Raw genomic sequence first — 17,859 nt, forward strand, 5'->3', positions numbered from 1 at the left:
CGATGCCAATTTGCGAAAATTTGCGTTAATTTGCGGTTCAACTCTGTCCGTGTTTTTCCATGCAATTCCGTGGTCAACCCTCTTATCCTACTCCCGCGTCAAGAACTCGTCCAGATTCATGATCGACCGCGCCAGTATCATATGGGCCGCCGCCTTCTCCGGCGCCACCTCCGCGGGCATATGAGAGCCCACCAGCGTCTTCGCCTCCTCCGGCTGCGCCGCAAACAGGGCCTCCTGCTCCGCCACCAGCTTCACCAGCAATTCCAGCTCCCGATCCAGCGGCGCCCGGCCCATGCACAACCGGAACGCTTCCCGCACGCGCGCTGGTTCATCCAGACCATCCATCTCCAGCAGCCGCTTGCCCAGCGCCTGCGCCGCCTCCACAAACACCGGATCGTTCAGCAGCGTCAGCGACTGCAAGGGTGTATTTGATCGGTTCCGGCTGAGCGCGGCCACGTTGGAATCGGGACAATCAAAGGCCACCAGCATGGGATAGGCCACCGTGCGCTGAAAGAACACATACAGGCCGCGACGATACTTCTGGGGCCCTTCCGACTCGGGCCACTTCACCGAACCCGCATAGCCCAGATCCGCCACTCCCGCAGGCAGCGGAGGACGAATACTCGGTCCCCCGACCTCGTCCACCAGCAGGCCGCTCGCCGCAAGAAACAGGTCCCGTGTGATCTCCCCCTCCACCCGGAATCGATTCTGCCGCGCGATCAGCCGGTTCGTCGGGTCCGACTGAAACAGATCATCCCGCACGTGAGAGGACTGCTTATACGCCGCGGACGACACAATCGCTTTGATCAGCGACTTGGTGCTCCAGTGATGATCCTCCACAAAGCTCGCCGCGAGCCAGTCCAGCAATTCCGGATGAGTCGGTGTTTCCGTTCGCGTGCCAAAGTCTTCGCTGGTACGCGCGAGACCGTCGCCGAAGAGATGCTCCCACACGCGATTGGCGGCAACGCGCGCCGTGAGCGGGTTTGCGGGATCCACGATCCAGCGTGCCAGATCAAGGCGATCCGGCTTGTCGCCCCGCGCCTTCAGCGGCGGAAGCACCGCGGGCGTGTGGGGCTGCACTTCGTCGCCCGGCTGGAGGAAATCGCCCCGGTTGTGAATGCGCGTCACCGGCGGCGTCTCGTTCGGCCGCAGCGCCATCACAATAGACGGAATCGGTGCCGGGGGATTGCCCTCCAACTTATCCAACTCCTCCTTGAGCTTCTTCCACGTCCCATCGCTCTGCCCGTACAGTTCCAGCAGCGTTTCGGTCTGCCCTTCCGTCCGCTCGGCCGCGGGCAACTTCAACGCGGCCACCACCTCATCCGAAAAGATAATATTCGCGGGATCGTTGCGCGTCAGCGCCAGACGGAACCGGCCAATGTTGCTGTAGCCGCCGTAGCCGTGATCGATCTTGATGGTAAAGATGGTGCCTTCGTCGTGGCCAACCGGTGTCTCGAAGGTAAAATCCGCAGCGTGGTCCCGATTCGTGTTCTTGCCGTTGAGAATGCCCCAGCCCGTGGCGGGATTCCCGTCCAGCGCCGCCTCAATGGGATACCCGTCCTGAGCAAAGCCCGCCTTGGCCGACGCGATCTTTACCGGCGCCGTCCGGTGTGGTTCGCTCGCGGGCGCCGCCGTGACCGAGATCTCCGCCAGCACAAAACTGCCATTGTGCGCCCGACCCGGACCATGGTACGTAAGTTCGTCGTGCGTCAGAGTCTCCAGTCGGAATCCCTTTACATCCCGCAGGTCGCTGCGAAATACCACCGTGTACGCATCGGTCAGCGGATTCTCCCCGTTCACCAGCACCGACTTGTCATCCAGTTCCTTGAAACTCGCGCCGCCCGTCGACACATAGGAGATCGGGTCCTGAATATTCCAACCCTCCTCCGGGATGGACAAGGTTGCCTCCCAGGCGGGCAGCCCCGCCAGAAGTGTCGGCCGATAAGCCGCCAGCTCCGCCTTCTTCGCGGCCACTTCCCCCGTGTGCTTTGCCACCGCCGCCGCGTAGGCCTCCTCCTCCCCCGGCAGCGGCGCGGAAATATCCTGCTCCAGCGCCGCGTCAAAAAAGGAATACATCCCGAAGTATTCGCGCTGCGTGATGGGGTCGTACTTGTGCGTGTGGCATTGGGCGCAGCCCATAGTGAGGCCCATAAACACCGCACCGGTCGTGTTCGTCCGGTCCACCGCCTGCTTCACCCGATCCTCTTCCGGATCGATGCCGCCCTCGCGATTCGTCAAGGTATTGCGGTGAAAGCCCGTCGCCGTGCGCTGCGCCAGCGTCGCCCCCGGCAGCAAGTCTCCCGCAAGCTGCTGGATCACAAACTGGTCATAGGGCATGTCTTCGTTGATCGCGTTGATCACCCAGTCGCGATAACGCCACGCATAGGGCCGCGGAGAATCCTTTTCGTAGCCGTCGCTGTCCGCGTAACGCGCCAGATCCAGCCAGTGACGGCCCCAGCGTTCGCCAAAGTGGGGCGACGCCAGCAGGCGGTCCACCAGTGAGTCATAGGCTGCTGGCGAAGGATCCGCCGTGAAGGATTCCACCGCGCCCGGCTCCGGCGGCAGTCCCAGCAAGTCCAGATACAGGCGTCGCACGAGTACACCCGGCGCCGCCTCGGGGCTCGGGGCAACCCCGGCCTGGTCAAGCTGGGCCTTTATGAACGCGTCAATCGCACCCTGGCCCCAGTTTTCACCCGCCGGCGCGGGCACGGCGGGTCGCGTGACCGGTTGAAAGGCCCAATGACTGGATTGCACAGTCGCCGGCGCTTCGTCGGCGGGAATTTCCGCCCCCGCCGCAATCCACCCTTCGATCTTCCCCAGTTCCTCTGCCGAAAGTTTCTCACCCTCCGGCGGCATGCTGATTTCTTCATGGGCTCCGGTAAGAACCCGATAGAGCAGGCTCTCGCTCGCCTTGCCCGCCACAACGGTCGCACCACCATCCCCCCCCTTCAACACCGCCGCGCCCGAATCCAGCCGGAGTCCGCCCTTCTGCTTTTCGGGGCCATGACACTGCACACACTTCGCGGCGAGAATCGGGTTCACATCACGGGTAAACGCTGCGCTCGCCCCCCCATCGTCCGCGGTCACGGGCCAACTCGCCCCAATTCCGAAGATTGCGGCCAAAACGAAGCGGCCCGCGCGGGCCGTGTACCAGTTCTTGTGCGACATGAAGCGATTTCCTGCCTGGATGAAGGACCCCTCCACACTAGCACAGGCTGGAATTTCAGTCCAGCCCCTGTCCCATCGTCTATCCCTGCAATAATCAATTCACGATACCTGCTAAGATCGAGGATAGTGCTCGAGTCAAGAATGAAAGATGGATTAATTGACACTTCATGCGGTAATCTAACGCGTTGTATACTATGGTGCCGGAGTTGGACGTGCTCTCCGGCTGGAGGCGGGTATCGGGATTCGTGGTTGTGGGGCGGGAATGTCACTGTCTGCTAGAGCTTGCATGACCGGAAAGACGCGAATATTGGTTGTGGATGACAATCGCCAGATCCAGGCGCTCCTTACCGAGCTTCTGGGAGTGGCGGGCCATGTCACGCGCGCGGCGGCCTCCTGCGAGGAAGCTCGCGCGCTCATCGATCAAGAAGCGTTCTCCTGCGCCCTCATTGATCTCGGCCTCCCCGACGGAAACGGCCTGGAATTATTGCCTTATATACGTGAACGGCAGCCCCTGCTGGTACCGGTCATTCTCACCGGCGATGGCCGGGCCGAGACCATTATTGAAACCATGCGCGCGGGCGCTTTTGATTTCCTCATCAAACCTTTTGTATCCGCCTCGCTCCATGCGGCGATCAACCGGGCCCAGGAGTACCACGACGTACTCCGTGAACGAGACGAACTGGTGCAACTACTTTCCGACGAACGCGAACAATTGAAGGTGCGGGTGGAAGAGGCAACGGCCGATCTCCGGCAATACGCCAGCCACTGCGAATTGGTCAGCGCGCGGCTGCGCTCCCTGGTGAGGCTGACGCAGGTCGCCGCCAATCTCTATACCGACGAGACTGTGTTCCGCAGCATCATCGAAGAACTCGAAAAATACATCCCGCTGCAATGCGTCGCTCTCGATTCCGCCACCGGGCACAAATTCCTTGCCGCCTGGCGCAACGGCGGCGACGAGATACACGTCATCGCCGTGGACGATGTCGATCTCTCCGCGCACAATGGCCGCTTTGAAGACAGCCCCGAAGAGCGCCTCCGCCGTCTGGTCGAGCGCCATGCCCACCTGGAAACGCCCGGCTCCGCCGCCTATATCTACCCCCAGAGCTACTGGGGAAAGCCCGCGTGCACCGTGGCCTTCTTCCTCGACGGCTCCTTCACGGTCGACGCGGACTGCGACCAGTTTCTCAGCATGTGCGCCCACTTCCTCGGCTTCGAATGGCAGGATGCACGGCTCTCGCTCCACGCCACCCAGCAGGCCAGCCTCGGCAATATCGCCCTGGAAATCTCAAAAGGCCTCATCCAGGGGCTCACCGCCATACGCACCACCGCCGACTTCGTCAGCGAGACCCCCATCAGCGATGAAGCCGCCGAAGGCCTGAAACTCATCCGCGACAGCGTGGATGGACTCCACAACCAGATCAAAGATTTCCGCCAGCTCTCCATGCCCCACAAGGAATCGGTGGAAACGGTCCAGCTCTCGGAATATATCGACCAGGCCGTGGACATGATCGCGCGCGCCCTGCAGAATCGCGGCATCACCATCAACCGCGATTACGACGAAGATTGCGAGTGCGTGCTCATGAACGGGGCAAGCCTCGCGAGAACCTTCCTCGACCTCATCGCCGCCGCCGTGCGCACCGTGGCCGACGGCGGGCAGATCCATCTCGCCGTTTCCGGCATGGAGCCCAATCATATTCTCGTCCAGATCCGGCACGACGCCGTCACGGGCGAGCTCTTTGGCGTTCCCCGCGACGGGGGAGAGGTGCCCATCCTGATCGAAAGCCACCCCCAGTTCATCCTCGCTTTGCGAACCATTCAGAGCTGCGGCGGAAAACTACTGTTGAAATATGAGGAAGGCACGGGACGGGCCTTCAGCATTATCCTGCCCCGAAACCCCCTGCGCGCACACCGTCCGACTGAGGTGCTCACGTGACGACCACGCCTTTGCCCCAACGGTCCGCCGCGCCCGACTCCGGGCGCGTGCGCCAGAAACTCCTTGTGGTCGACACCGACCCCGGCGTCTGCTGGTCCCTCGAAAAGGGGCTGGGACTCTCCGGCTATGACGTCTCCACCGTAAACAACGCCGCCCACGCCATCCAGCGCGCACGGGCGGAGTCATTCGCGGGCGTCCTCCTCGAAATCATGCCGGAGGCCGGACTCACCGTCGAGACCCTGTCCCAGTTGCTGGACCAGGAAGCCGCGCCGAGTGTGGTCTGCGTTTCTATCGACGCGCCGCCGACCATCGTAATCGACTGCATGCGCCGCGGCGCAACCGACTTCCTCGTGAAGCCCTTCAGCCTCGCCGAAGTCCGCGCCGCCATCGCCAAGGCCATCGCACCGCAGAAATCGCCCGGCGCCGATGCGGACGAGCCCGTGGAAGAGTCACCCGAACTCGCCGCCTCCCTGCTCGTGGGCGTCAGCCCCCCCATGCAGGAGTTGCGCACCGTCATCAAGCAAGTCGCCCAGACCGATCTCAATTGCCTCATCCGCGGCCAGAGCGGCGCGGGCAAAGACGTGATCGCCCGCGAGATCCACCGCCTGTCCAAGCGGAACGAGAAGCCCCTCATCAAGGTCAATTGCAGCGCACTTCCCGAGCAGCTTCTTGAAAGCGAGCTCTTTGGTTACGAAAAAGGCGCCTTCACCGGCGCCATCGCCGCCAAGCCCGGCCGCTTCAGCCTGGCCGACAAGGGCGTCATCTTCCTGGACGAGATCTGCGAGATGCACCCCAACCTCCAGGCCAAGCTGCTGCAGGTCATCGAGCACAAGGAATTCACCAAGCTCGGCGGGCGCCAGTCCGTGAAGGTGGATGTGCAGATCATCGCCGCCTCCAACGCCGATATCGAAGCCAAGACCAAAGACGGCAGCTTTCGGCAGGACCTGTATTTCCGACTCAACGAAGTCTGCATCTGGGCACCGCCGCTGAACAACCGCAAGGAAGACATTCCACTGCTGGTCAAGCACTTCACGAAAAAGTACAGCAATTTCACCGGAAACCGGCCCTTCCAGGTCACTGGCGAGGATCTGACGCGCCTCACGGAACGCGACTGGAACGGAAACGTCCGCGAACTCGAGAGCACCATCAAGCGGTGGCTCGTTCTGGGCAAGACCGACATTACGCCTCCCCCGATCGCGCCCGCCCGCGTGTCCGCACCGGCGCAGTCGCCCGGCGTTCCCGCACAGGACCGGGAGTACTCCCCCGAGGAAATCCTTCAGGCCCTCGACCAGAACCAGTGGAACCGCCGCAAGGCCGCGGAATCCCTCGACATCAGTTACCAGTCGCTGCGCAGGCGGATCGAAAAGTTTAAACTCGACCAGCGCCGCTGATTACCCGCCGGGAGAAGGCCCCCAAATGCATTGCGAATTCCCCCCTCGACCTGAAGCACAAGTCCATCGAACCGGCCGGACCGGCCATCCCCCGCGCCCATGAAGGAAGCGATCTTCTTCGGCGGCTTCCTTTGCTGCGTCCCCGTCGGCATCTTTCTCGCCGTCACGTTCCCCAAGATTCACAAAGCGGTATTCTTCGCCCTCGTCCTCGGAACCACCAACACCGGCGGCCTTTTCGGGCTGCCGCTGGACATTAACTTCCTCAGCCGGGAATGGTACCGGGGCACCACCCGAGGCATCGAAGTCTCCTACCTCGACCTCCTCGCCATCATCCTGCTCTTCAGCACCCTCATCGTGCGCCACCGCGAGGGCAGGCGGATATTCTTCTGGCCCGCGAGCCTGGGATGGATGCTCGCCTACCTCGGTTATGCATGCCTCCATACCCTGGCCCTGGCCGACCCGAAAATCTTCTCGCTCTTCGAAATTTCAAAAACGATTCGCGGCATCTTCATCTTCGTGACCGTGGCGCTCTATGTGCGGAGCATGAAAGACCTCGAACTGTTTATCTGGGCGCTCTGCACCGCCATTGGCTACGAGGCCTTCGTCTGCCTGCGCGACCGCTATATCTACCATATCCACCGTATTCGGGGAACCCTGGGCCACCCCAACAGCCTTTCCATGTACATGGTCATTCTTGTCCCCATCATGATCACCACCGCCCTCTCAAGAACCAAGACACCGCTTCGCATCGCCTGCTGCCTCGGCTTCCTCGCCTGCGCGGGCTGCGTCATCCTGACCATCAGCCGAACCGGATTCGCCACCCTTGTCCTCGTCTCCGTGTGCTGCGGGCTCGTGGCCATGGGACTGCGCTTCTCGATCCGGAATGTCGCCATCGTCCTGTTCGCCGCCGTGCTCTTCATCTTCGTGCTGGCCAAGTCCTGGGACCAGATTGAAAGCCGCATGTTGAGCCAATCCTACGAGGACGAGTTCGGCGAGGATTCCTTCGGGGGGCGCGGCATGTACGTGAAGTACCTCAAAGCCATCATGGCCGACAAGCCGCTCGGGGTGGGACTCAACAACTGGTCCTACCGCGTTACCAACGACTACGCCGCTTCCCTCGGGGTTATCTACAACCCCTACATCGGCACGGACATCCCCCCCAGCCAGGATCTTCGCGGGCTGGTCAACACCATGGGCGGAGCCCAGACCGCGCCGGCCCACAATATTTTTATCATCACCCTCGGCGAACTCGGCTGGCCCGGCTTCATTTTCTTCTGCGGGATGCTGGGCTCCTGGCTCTACATGAGCGTCACCTATCTGCCAAAGCGGACCGAGGCCCTGGTCTCACGCTACGGGCTCGCCGCCTTTTTTGCCGTGCTCGCCATTATCTTCCAGGGCCTGACCGAATGGGTCTTCCGCCTGACCCCCATCTTCATCCAGGTCCATGTTATCGCCGGTGTCCTGGCCGCCCTTTATCACGGACGCGATCGCACAAAGCCGTCGCGCGCCTAAACGCTCCACTCTGAAAAATCCCGCCCCGCCACTTCGCGAAGGCGCGCGATATCGTCTTGAAGCAAGGCCCGGATTTCCTCGCGTTTCTCGTCCGAAAGCAGGGGTTGCAGCCGCTGCTCCGGCTTGCGCGCCGTCATCCGACTGTACGCCGTCGCAAGCGGGACCGGAACCAGCGGTTTCCAGCGGCTCTTGAAGGGCACCTTGTGCATCACCTTGCCCAGGGCGTTCCGCTCATACTTGTCCACCGATCGGTTGTGAACCAGCGCCCAGTCTTTACCCACAAAGCCATCCTCCACGCCCAGAAAACGAAACACCTTCTGGATCGTGCCCACCTTGTCCCGGACCAGCTCCTCCAGAGTCAGGATCTGGATCTGTTCCATGGGAAAAAAATCCAGAAACGCTGAAAGCTGAAAATGGTAACTGCTGGAAAGTACATAGTCGCTGCCGGGCAACTCGTCCAGGACCGCCTGAAAATCCCGCTGCTCCAGCCCCATCAGGCTCAACTGGGTAAAATGCGACACCACGCGCTCCACCGGATCGCGTAAGAGATAGAGCAATTTGAGATTCGGGTTCATTGCGTGGATGCGCCCCGGGACCCCGGCGTACTTGTGGCGCTGCGTATAGCCCACCGAAGACTCCCCGCGGATGGCCGCACTCTTCGAAAAATGGGATTCATACCAATCGAATCCCTTGTTCCAGCGGCGCTCTTCGATGAAGAAATCCAACTCTTTCGGGGAGGACATGGAAATATCGGGATGCTCGTCGAGATAGTGATGCAAGCTGCTCGTGCCACTCTTCATCGCCCCAATCATGATGAAATTTGGAAGCATGCTTTCAACCTTTCCTACTGTCTGACAACGCGCGCCCGCGCCACGCCGCGGGACCCGCCGGAGTCGCCGCATTCGAGCCCCTCCCGGCCGCTCAAACACCCGATGCCAACTCCCGAGCCGACTGCGGAGCTATCCGGCAATCGCCTTGGACAACAGCACCTTCGCCGAGGCCAGTCGCTCCAGCCCCTCCGTCTGCACCGATTCCGCCCGCGCGCGGTAGGCCTCGGGGGACTCCAACATGCGCGTCACCTCGCGCCTCAACGCGCCAAAGTCACAGTCGTCCACGCTGCCCACGGGCACAAGCCCGAAGTGGGCCAGGAAATTATCCACCTTGGACCCCCGTGCAATTCCGACGATGGGAACACCCACGATCGAAGAGAGAATAAGCAGATGCAAACGGCTGCTCACCACAACCGACATGCGCTCCGCCACCGCAAGTATCTCGGACGGCTGGTATTCGCCCGTGAGCACCGTAATCTGCTGGCGATGAACCATTCGTCCGGCCAGCCGCGCCATCAGCGCCGAGTCGGTCAACGGATTCATCGGGATGGCTACGATGTGGGCCCCCGTTGAAAAGGCGAGTTCATCCAGGCAATTCGCCAGCTCTCGCTCCTTCGTGATCGCCGCCTGGGCCGAAACGCAAAGGCCGATCTTCGAGCGCGCGCTCTGGAGAAGCTCCAGCACGCCCGGCGCCAGGGGGATCTGGTCCAGCGAATCCGGCTTCAACAGGATGGCCGAGTCCGCGCCCACATGCAATTCGCGGGTCACGCCGCTCCGCACCACTTCCGCCCGGCTCTGCGTGTCGCGGAGGATAACCAGATCCGCCCGCTGCAGACACTCGGCGATCTTCCGCCGGCTCCGCGCGTCCCGGCGTTTTTCTTCCATGCTGATCGCGTCCACGAGGCCCAGACTGATCAGACTCGCGAGCTTCAACACTTTCTGCGAACGCCCCGGTTGCACCCGGTGAAAGGCCGGATTCAATTCGTCATTCATGCCCACGCCCCAGAGGATCGTCTTCTTCCCGAGCGATTGGGCCACCTGCATCAGCGCGGGTGTTACGTGGGGATAATCGGAAAGACCGGTCGCCCCGCACCACACGAAGCAGTCGTGGGCGTCGATGAGCGCCCGCGTCTCTTCGGGCGATACATCGTTGAAAAAACCCAGGAGTCGGCAGGTCTTTATGCCCAGACGCGCCGCCGTCCGCTCGGGGTCGTTCGTGCTCGCCGTAAGCTCGGCCCCGGGAAAGACCTCGCGAAAAATCGCCACCGCGCATTCAAGAATGGCTTCATCGCCGACATTCTCGCATCCGAACGGGACACCCGCTAGCAGTATACGCATGTATTCCCTCTCCAATAGGGGCCTTCTCCCGCCCGGGGCTGCGGGTCGAGGGCGGCGCCGCCCTGGCCAATATTCCGCATGAAATTCACTCCCCAAACAAGAAAAACGATACTTTGGCTGAATGTTGATGTGACGCCCGTTCCGAAAAATCGGCCCCGGACCCATAGATGCGTTGGATACCCGGATGTTGGGCGGTTCACTCGCGCGGGTGGAAGGAGCGAAAATGGGCTCATTTTCGCCTCATCGAAAACATCCGCTGGATGTCCTCCAGATCCCGTTGGCGTGCTGCAAAGACGTATAAACATGTTACATAGGCCACGCTGCCCAATGCAAGGGTTCCAAAGACGCCGATCAACGTGTCGGTGCCCAGCAGTACGCCGCTCCCCAGATAGACCGGCGCGGCACACAGCGCCGGCACCACACCCGGCCACAGCACCTCGCCAAACCACTCGCCCTTTGTGATCGAAAGCGTACTGCGCGACAGCGGCCAGATCGTCAGGGGATAGCAGATCGCCGCCGAAATGGCGGTGGCCGCGCAACTCCCGATCGCGCCATAACCCAGCCACCCCACGAAAACGAATGTCAACACCAGATTGAAAACATTCGCCCCCAGCACCAGCAGGCAGAAATCCCGCGGCTTTCCAATCGCCTCCACAATGGTGGAAAAGACCACCGAGGGCACCACCACCAGAAAGCCCAGGAAGTTGATCTGAATCAACAGGGGCGCAAGCCAGAGCTCGTCTTCGATGTAGAACTTGATCAGCGGATAGGCCAGCAAGGCCAGTGGAAGCCCCGGCAGCAGGAAGGCCCACAGCGCCACCCGGTTGCCCCGGAGAAAGGCGGAGCGGAGCCGCTCGTTTTCACGACCCGCGTGCATCGCGATCAGGGACGGATTGATCGTTCGCTTGGCCATATTGAGCGTGTACCACAGGTGCTGGAAGGGCAACGACGCGATGTTGTAGCACGCGATGTCCCACGCGGTGGAGAAGGCGTTCAGCACGATCGGATCCAGCGCGTTGCGGATCGTAAGCCCCAGGACCATGAGGAACTGCCAGCCCCCGAAGCTGATGATATCCCGAGAGATGGACCAGTCAATCGCGGACCGCCGGAATCGGAGCGACTTCACCAGCGACATGGATATCGGTGTAGCCACAGCCAGCAGCAGAAACTCCCCCGCCACCGTGGCCGCCGTCACCCACAGCACCCGCGTGCTGATCCCGAAAATAAGCCCGAACAGCAGCGCGATACGGAAAAGCGTTGCGCCGATGTTAATCACGTTCTGAAGAATGAACCGCTGCCGGACGAAAAAGCCCACGCCGAAAGGGGCCGCGGGCAGGCGCAGCGCCGCCGTGAACATCAGCGCGGCCAGCATCACCTGCGCATCCCACACCCGGTCGGGTGGAATATTCAGAAAGTGCTCGATCTTCCACGCGAAGAGCCAGCCCCCCGCCAGAAAGACCAGACCCGCGCCCAGCAGGATCGGAAACATGGTCGAACAGATCCGGGTCACCCCCTCGTCATCGCCCTTCGCATAGGCCTCGGTGATATAGCGCCCTATCCCCCCGGTCAGCACCACCGTGGTCAGCGGCGTGAAGGCCATCACCGCGTAGAGCACCGGCAAAATGGCGTACTCTTCCTTCGATATCTCCAGAATCAAATGGCGCTGCAACCAGAACAGCACCGTGATGCTCAGGACCTGGGCAACGGCGGATCCCACGAAATTGATGGCGACCACCTTCTTGCTGATGGCTATTCGCTCGCTCATGGCGGGAGCGCCTTCGATGTCCGGACACGACGACCCGCCGCCCGGGCGCGCGCATCGCCCGACTCCTTCAATGCGAAGCCTCCACGGACGCCGGCGAGGTCGCGTCGTCGCGCATCAGCGCATAGAGATCCTCCAGGCCGCGGGGCACCTGCTTCAGCGGAACGCTCGACATGAACGATGCGGTCGAATCCTTATCGTGGGGGGCAAATCCGTGCATCCCCGCCAGCGGCTTCACGCCCATGTGGCTCGGACAGATCAGCACGCCCGGGTCCACCAGAAAGAAAAGCTCGCCATAGGTCTGGCCCGGAAAGTCGCAGCCGTAAGACGCGAGCTCTTCGTCCGTCATAATGTGGCCCCTGGGCTCTTCACGCAGGGCCGCTTCGATCTTTTCGCGAACGCCCGGCTTGAGGAACCAGAAGCGGCCCATCGTGCTGTCGTAAGCAGCGGCATAGTCTTCGCCAAAGGTCAGCCCCAGCTTTTCGATGCGGCCCATAACATCGCAGACTTCCTTGATGTCGGTCATGCCGTGATCGGAGAAGAGAAACAGGCTCACCTCGCCGTAGTGCGCCACCGCCTTCTCGTACAGCCCGCGGATCTCCCGCTCGTACCACGCGATGTGCCGCGTGCACTCCTGCGACTGCGTGCCGTATTGATGAAGTATGGCGTCCAGCCGACCCAGAAAAAGATACACGAAGCGTACGCTTTCGGATTCGATCGCGCGCGACACTTCCGCCATACTCTCCGGCTCGTTATACCCCTCCGGACGGCAGTAGGGAATCTGCCGCTCCTTCAAGAAATCGAAGATCGTGGCCTGGCCCCCGTTGATACCGCCCGGCTCGAAAATATTCGCCTGCTCCGTGTAGTTGAAGAGATGCAGCTTCTTGAAGGGCATGTTGTAAAGCTGAAAATAGCCCGTGAAGCCATGTACCCGCTTCATGATCTGGCTCAGCTTTCCCCGCACCCGCCCGCGCTGCATGATCGACTTGGGGAGCAGGCTGAAATACCGATAATTCTTAAAGGGCGAGTTCTTCGGGTCGTAGGCAAAGAACGCAAAGTGCCCGTGCTCCCGCGGGAGCTTGCCCGTGAGAATCGTAGGATCGCACGTGGAACTGTAGCCGAAGATCGTGTTCAACGGCGCCTTCACCGCAAGGATATCGTCTAGAAAGGGATGGCGCTGAAGCACTTCCCACCCCAGCGCATCAATAAAGACGCACAGGGTCAGTTTTTTTTGATCATTCATGCCAATCTCCAAGTGCTACGCGGTCTCTATGGGTCTTATGGGTCTTATGGGTCTTATGGGTCTTATGGGTCGTATGGGTCGTATGGGTCGTATGGGTCGTATGGGTCGTATGGTTTCTTGATTGTACTCCACGGCCTGAAGCCTGAAGCCTACAGCCCAATGCCTGCAGCCTGCATCAAGTGCCCTTCGAGCGCATCCACATAGCCCCCGAAGGAAAAGTCTGCTCTCACCCGCGCGGCGCCGCCCGACCCGAGACGCGCGGCCAGCGCATCATCGGTCAGCAGGCGTTCCAGCGAGGTCGCATAGTGCGCCACATCCTGCTCCGGCGACAGCAGGCCCGTTTCCTCGTGACCGAGCCAGTCCGGTATCCCGCCCACGGCGAAGGCGGCCACGGGCCGGCCATGGCGCATCGCCTCCAGCCCCACCAGCCCGAAGGGCTCCGGCCAGGCCGACGGCACCGCCACCAGCCGGGCGCGCTGATAGTAGGGGGCCACCGCATCGTTGGGAACCCAGCCCGCGAAGCTGACCCGATCACCCAGACCCAGCGACTGCGCCTGACCCTTCAGATCATCCTGCGACTTGCCCGTGCCCACTACCGTCAGGTGAAACGGGCAACGGAGACGGTGCAGCGCGTCCAGCATCAGGTCCACGCCCTTTCCCCGAATCAGTGAGCCGACATACAGGATCTCCGGGGCTTCGGGCACCGGCGTCACCTCAGGGTCGCCTTGATTCAGCACCGGATGGCACAAGTGCATGCGTTCGGCGGGGTAACCACCCGCCAGGAGCCGCTCACGGATGAACGTGCTGTTCGCCAGCACCGCGTCAAAGCCGTGGTAGCGCGCCATCTGACGAATCTTCGCCTGGATATTCACCAGCTTCACCGGAATTGGTCCGCTGCTGGATTTCTCCAGAAAGGCGAGGGCCGTGTAGCAGCGCCAGCCCGCGGTATGCGTGCACGTCTTGCGGTTGTGCCGGGTGTAGCCGAGACCCGTGGGGCACCACAAATCGTGATCATGCACCAGCACCACCTTGCGATAGTCCGTAGCCTGCTCCACACCCTCGGGAAGCCGCGCCAGCTTATGCACAAACAACACATCGGGTTTGACCGTGTCCACAATCGCCCGAAAGGTCATGCCCCGGTCCCCTTCGGGTGGCCACCCAAACTCCGTGCAGCGCGTCACACTTGAAAACGCTTCCGAGAATGAATCCGCATCGGGGCGCGCGTGGCCATAGGCCAGATGGCATTCATGGCCGCGGCGGACCAACTCCTTCACCGTATGGGCAATCACCTGCTCCACACCGCCAAAGTGCCCGCAGAGATTATTTGCGAAAAGAATTTTCACGGATCGCATCCTCGTACACGCCGATCAGCCGCTCCGCGATGACGTCCCAGTCGTAGCGCTCTCGCGCCTTCCGCCTGCCCATTTCCGCAAGTGAACGGGCCCGCTCGGGGTGGGCGGCAACCCCCTCGAAGGCCTCCAGAAAGCTCGACGCGTCCGCCGGATCGAAGAGCAGGCCGTCCGTGCCCTCTTCCACGAAATGGGGTATCCCCCCGATGCGCGACGCGATGACGGGCAGTCCCGCCGACCACGCCTCCAGCACCACGATACCGAAAGGCTCGTGAATCGATGGCAACAGGAATAGATCCGCCGCGTGATAGGCCGCGGTCAAGTCGGAGCTGTCCGACGCGATACCGGGTACGACCGTGAGGTGATCGCGCACGCCCAGGTCCTCCGCCGTCTTCACAACCTTATCGTGGTAGTCCGTATTGGTCACGTTGCCGACGAGTACCACGTGGGTCTTTGGCTCCCGCTTCAACAGTTCCGGCAGCATCTTCACCGGCAGCATCTGGTTCTTCTGCGAGTCGATTCGCGCGAGGGTCAGCACCACATAGGCGTCTTCGGGAATGCCCCGGGCGCGGCGAAATCCGGGGCCGTCGCCTTCGGAAAAACGCCGCGTGTCCGCGCCATTGGGAAGGTAGACGACATTCTTGTCGGGCATCTTCTCCTTCGCCTTCACGCTCTCCGGAAAACCCACGCACAAAATGGCGCTCGCGTCCGCCAGGACCCTGCGCGCGCCCACCCACATGCCAAGCGCCTTACCATAGTCAAAGGCGCCCTTCGTGGGCGCGGCCATGGAGGCCATCTCCGCACTGGGTATGTCAAAGGCGCCGCCGTGGAGCGATATCACATAGGGAATACGGCGTTGAAGGGCCACCTTCCGACCGATCCCGCCGAGCCGGTTTCCCGTATGAAGATGGATCAGGTCGAGTTCCGGCTCCCGCTTCAGGGCCCGCATCATGGGAAAGGAAAAGGGACTGCCCCCCTTCTTGTCCAATATCTCGCGTGCGCCGGGCTTCAGCCCCAGAAAGGGATAGAACGATGGAAAGCGCCGGATCCGAAGTCCCTTCAGATACTCCTCCGTGCTCCCCGCCGAGGCAATGGTGCAAAAGACCTCGGATGGATGGCCCTTGGCCACCAGCCGTTGGGTCGTCTCAAAGATTACGGTCTCCGTGCCGCCCCAGTCGTCGCGCACGACCCGCTTCGCAAGCTGTATCGTTCGCATGGGCTCAGTTCCTGAAGAACTCTTGGGGGAAGCCCTGGTTCTTCGCGGCGGCGCTGCGGCCGCTGAAGTGGGCATAGTTGAACACGGCCCGGTAGGCCAGGTTGAAGGGAATCGTGTCCGGACGACCGTGGCGAAGCGCGTAAAGCACATCGCGCACCATATGGCGCGCGCAGGCAATGCCCTCACGCGCCAGCGACGGCCTCTCGCCGAGCACCTGGAAATAAACCATGCCGTGGCCCCGCTCGCGCTTGTACAGCGTCTTCAGCGTGTAATTGTGCGAGTGCTCCACCACCGATTCCACCGCAATCGCGAAACGCGCCCCAGCCGCCTTGCAGCCCACCGCCCAAACAAAATCCTCGCCCCAGCCCTCCTCGGGGAACTTGTGCGCTTCCCAAAGCGACCGATTGAATGCGCAGGCCGCCGCCGAAAAGAAACTGTGACCCGTCTTACCCATGTTTGCGGGGCCGTAGACCCGATCCAGATCGTAGCGCACCACGAAGTGGGCGTCGGGCCGCGCCACCTGCCGGCTCGTCACGCCATCCGCCTCGCCCCGATAGAGCGGCGCCAGCAGACGTTCCAGCCAGAAGGCGTCCTGGGGAATGCAATCCGCGTTCAGCAGCACGATGACCCGCTCCGGCGCGGCGGCGATCATCGTATTCAACACCCGGCCGGGAATATACGACGACGGCGCGATCTCCGTCACCCGTTCGGGGTGGGGATTGTATTTCTTCACGGCTTCCAGCGTGCCGTCCGTCGATCCAGAGTCCACGTTGTACAGAACAAAGTTCTGCACGCTCTGGGTCTGCAGCGCTTCCAGCGTCCGCTCCGCGTAGGGCTGCTCGTTTTTCGAGCGCATGATAATCGCGACCGGCTCGCCGGGGTCCGGAGCCATCGAAACTGAGGTTGTATCCAAGGTGATCGGGCCTTCTTCTTCCGGCGCTCAGCCGTAGTGCTTCCAGATATGCAGAACATGGGAGAGTTCCGCTCCATCCCGCCCCTGTTCATTCAGCAGCCGCGGCAGTCGTTTCAATATTCGGTCCCGCGGATGGAGCAGCCACTCTCCCCCCGCCGGGCGGGCGTGGCGCGCATTGCGGGCCGCATTCTTAAACCGCTCGGACAGGGACATGCCCGGAAACCGGGTGGGCAGCTCTTCGTAGGCCGGCCACTCCAGATCCGCCATGCCCAGACGGCTGCGCTCAAACCACAGGTACACTTGCAGATAAAGCGCCACCACCTCGCAATGCCACTCGTCCAGGCTCTTGCCCGGCGGAACATCGTGGCGGGGACGCATCTTGAAATCCAAAGACGCCTCATAGGCCTCTCGAAGCCGCGCCGCCTCCGGTACGCCATCGAGCGGCTGCGCCGAAAAGCGGCGGCGGCGCTCCACATAACTGGGGCTGTAGTCGCCCGCCAGAAACAGCACGCTGTCGCCCATGGCCATCATGGCCTTGTAGATATTGCGCACCACAAACTCGTGGTCTTCGGTGTTCAGCGGCGGCCGCTGACCGAGCGTCATGCGCGCAAGCAGCAGACCGATTCCCCGGTTCATGAAGAGGCGCGCGCACTCGTCCAGTGGAGGATGGGTCGCATCATAGGCGGGAAGGGCCGAAAACACGTCGGGCGGCCCCATCACCACATGGTGGCCGTATTTCGCTTCCATGAACATCAATTCGTAGGGGAGCCCGCCGAGACTGGACCGGGGCATGGGCGGGCTGAAATCCACATGGATACCGCAATCCGGTTCCACCGACTCCTTCACGCCCCGCAGCAGCGACGAGAGTTGACGCCTGCGCCGTCTCGATTCGTACGGAACCACCACGAAAAAATCGTAGTCGTTGTAGACCCGCTCTTCGCCGTCCACCTCAAAGACACCGCCCTCGCCGCGCCCGTAGCCGCCACCCAGCACCAGCGCGGTCAGCTCCTCCGCGGGAACCACCTCGGACACGCGCCCGCGGACCGTCGCCATGTCACGGGCAATTCTTTCTTCGAGTTCATCCGAACCGTCCACTGTAAATCGCATCGCTATCCTTAATCGTCCCGCCACCCCGATGACTAACGCTTCGTGGTGCCCGGCGCGCGCCAAAATGCGCGCCAGCCGGGAGTGTAACATACCCCCG

12 protein-coding genes are annotated in these 17,859 nt (G+C 61.9%); 3 read left to right on the forward strand and 9 right to left on the reverse strand.

The annotated features are described in order from the left end of the window. Positions 1-87: 87 nt before the first annotated feature. On the reverse strand, positions 88-3,168 hold the full coding sequence (locus tag JNK74_08110; protein ID MBL7646136.1) for a PSD1 domain-containing protein: 3,081 nt from the start codon (positions 3,166-3,168) through the stop codon (positions 88-90). A 286-nt stretch (positions 3,169-3,454) separates the two neighbouring features. On the opposite strand from JNK74_08110, the gene JNK74_08115 reads away from it, so the two are divergent. From JNK74_08115 to JNK74_08125, 3 genes are all read left to right on the forward strand, one after another. Continuing rightward, the gene (locus JNK74_08115; protein MBL7646137.1) at positions 3,455-5,101 is read left to right on the forward strand and encodes a response regulator; all 1,647 of its coding nucleotides are present in this window, start codon (positions 3,455-3,457) and stop codon (positions 5,099-5,101) included. Then, positions 5,098-6,492, forward strand: coding sequence for a sigma-54-dependent Fis family transcriptional regulator (locus JNK74_08120; GenBank protein ID MBL7646138.1), 1,395 nt, complete (start codon positions 5,098-5,100; stop codon positions 6,490-6,492). The genes JNK74_08115 and JNK74_08120 overlap by 4 nt, the downstream gene beginning before the upstream one ends. A 99-nt stretch (positions 6,493-6,591) precedes the next feature. Beyond that, entirely contained in the window at positions 6,592-8,004 is a 1,413-nt protein-coding gene (locus tag JNK74_08125) for an O-antigen ligase family protein (GenBank protein MBL7646139.1), read from the forward strand. Here JNK74_08125 and JNK74_08130 read toward each other — a convergent pair. The 8 genes from JNK74_08130 to JNK74_08165 form a co-directional block, all read right to left on the reverse strand. Further along, positions 8,001-8,834 (reverse strand): sulfotransferase, encoded by an 834-nt coding sequence (locus JNK74_08130; GenBank protein ID MBL7646140.1) that lies wholly within the window; start codon positions 8,832-8,834, stop codon positions 8,001-8,003. The genes JNK74_08125 and JNK74_08130 overlap by 4 nt on opposite strands. A 129-nt stretch (positions 8,835-8,963) precedes the next feature. Beyond that, positions 8,964-10,172, reverse strand: a complete 1,209-nt coding sequence (locus JNK74_08135; protein ID MBL7646141.1) for a polysaccharide pyruvyl transferase family protein — start codon at positions 10,170-10,172, stop codon at positions 8,964-8,966. Positions 10,173-10,401: 229 nt separating this feature from the next. Next, entirely contained in the window at positions 10,402-11,937 is a 1,536-nt protein-coding gene (locus JNK74_08140; GenBank protein MBL7646142.1) for a polysaccharide biosynthesis C-terminal domain-containing protein, read from the reverse strand. Between the two features lie 67 nt (positions 11,938-12,004). Beyond that, entirely contained in the window at positions 12,005-13,177 is a 1,173-nt protein-coding gene (locus tag JNK74_08145; GenBank protein MBL7646143.1) for an alkaline phosphatase family protein, read from the reverse strand. Between the two features lie 149 nt (positions 13,178-13,326). Next, positions 13,327-14,520, reverse strand: a complete 1,194-nt coding sequence (locus JNK74_08150; GenBank protein MBL7646144.1) for a glycosyltransferase family 4 protein — start codon at positions 14,518-14,520, stop codon at positions 13,327-13,329. Then, on the reverse strand, positions 14,498-15,742 hold the full coding sequence (locus JNK74_08155) for a glycosyltransferase family 4 protein (GenBank protein MBL7646145.1): 1,245 nt from the start codon (positions 15,740-15,742) through the stop codon (positions 14,498-14,500). The genes JNK74_08150 and JNK74_08155 overlap by 23 nt, the downstream gene beginning before the upstream one ends. Positions 15,743-15,746: 4 nt before the next feature. After that, entirely contained in the window at positions 15,747-16,655 is a 909-nt protein-coding gene (locus JNK74_08160; protein MBL7646146.1) for a glycosyltransferase family 2 protein, read from the reverse strand. 27 nt (positions 16,656-16,682) lie between these two features. After that, positions 16,683-17,762, reverse strand: coding sequence for a hypothetical protein (locus tag JNK74_08165; protein ID MBL7646147.1), 1,080 nt, complete (start codon positions 17,760-17,762; stop codon positions 16,683-16,685). Positions 17,763-17,859: the final 97 nt, after the last annotated feature.

It is taken from the genome of Candidatus Hydrogenedentota bacterium (genome assembly GCA_016791475.1).
Taxonomy (GTDB): Bacteria; Hydrogenedentota; Hydrogenedentia; order Hydrogenedentales; family JAEUWI01; genus JAEUWI01.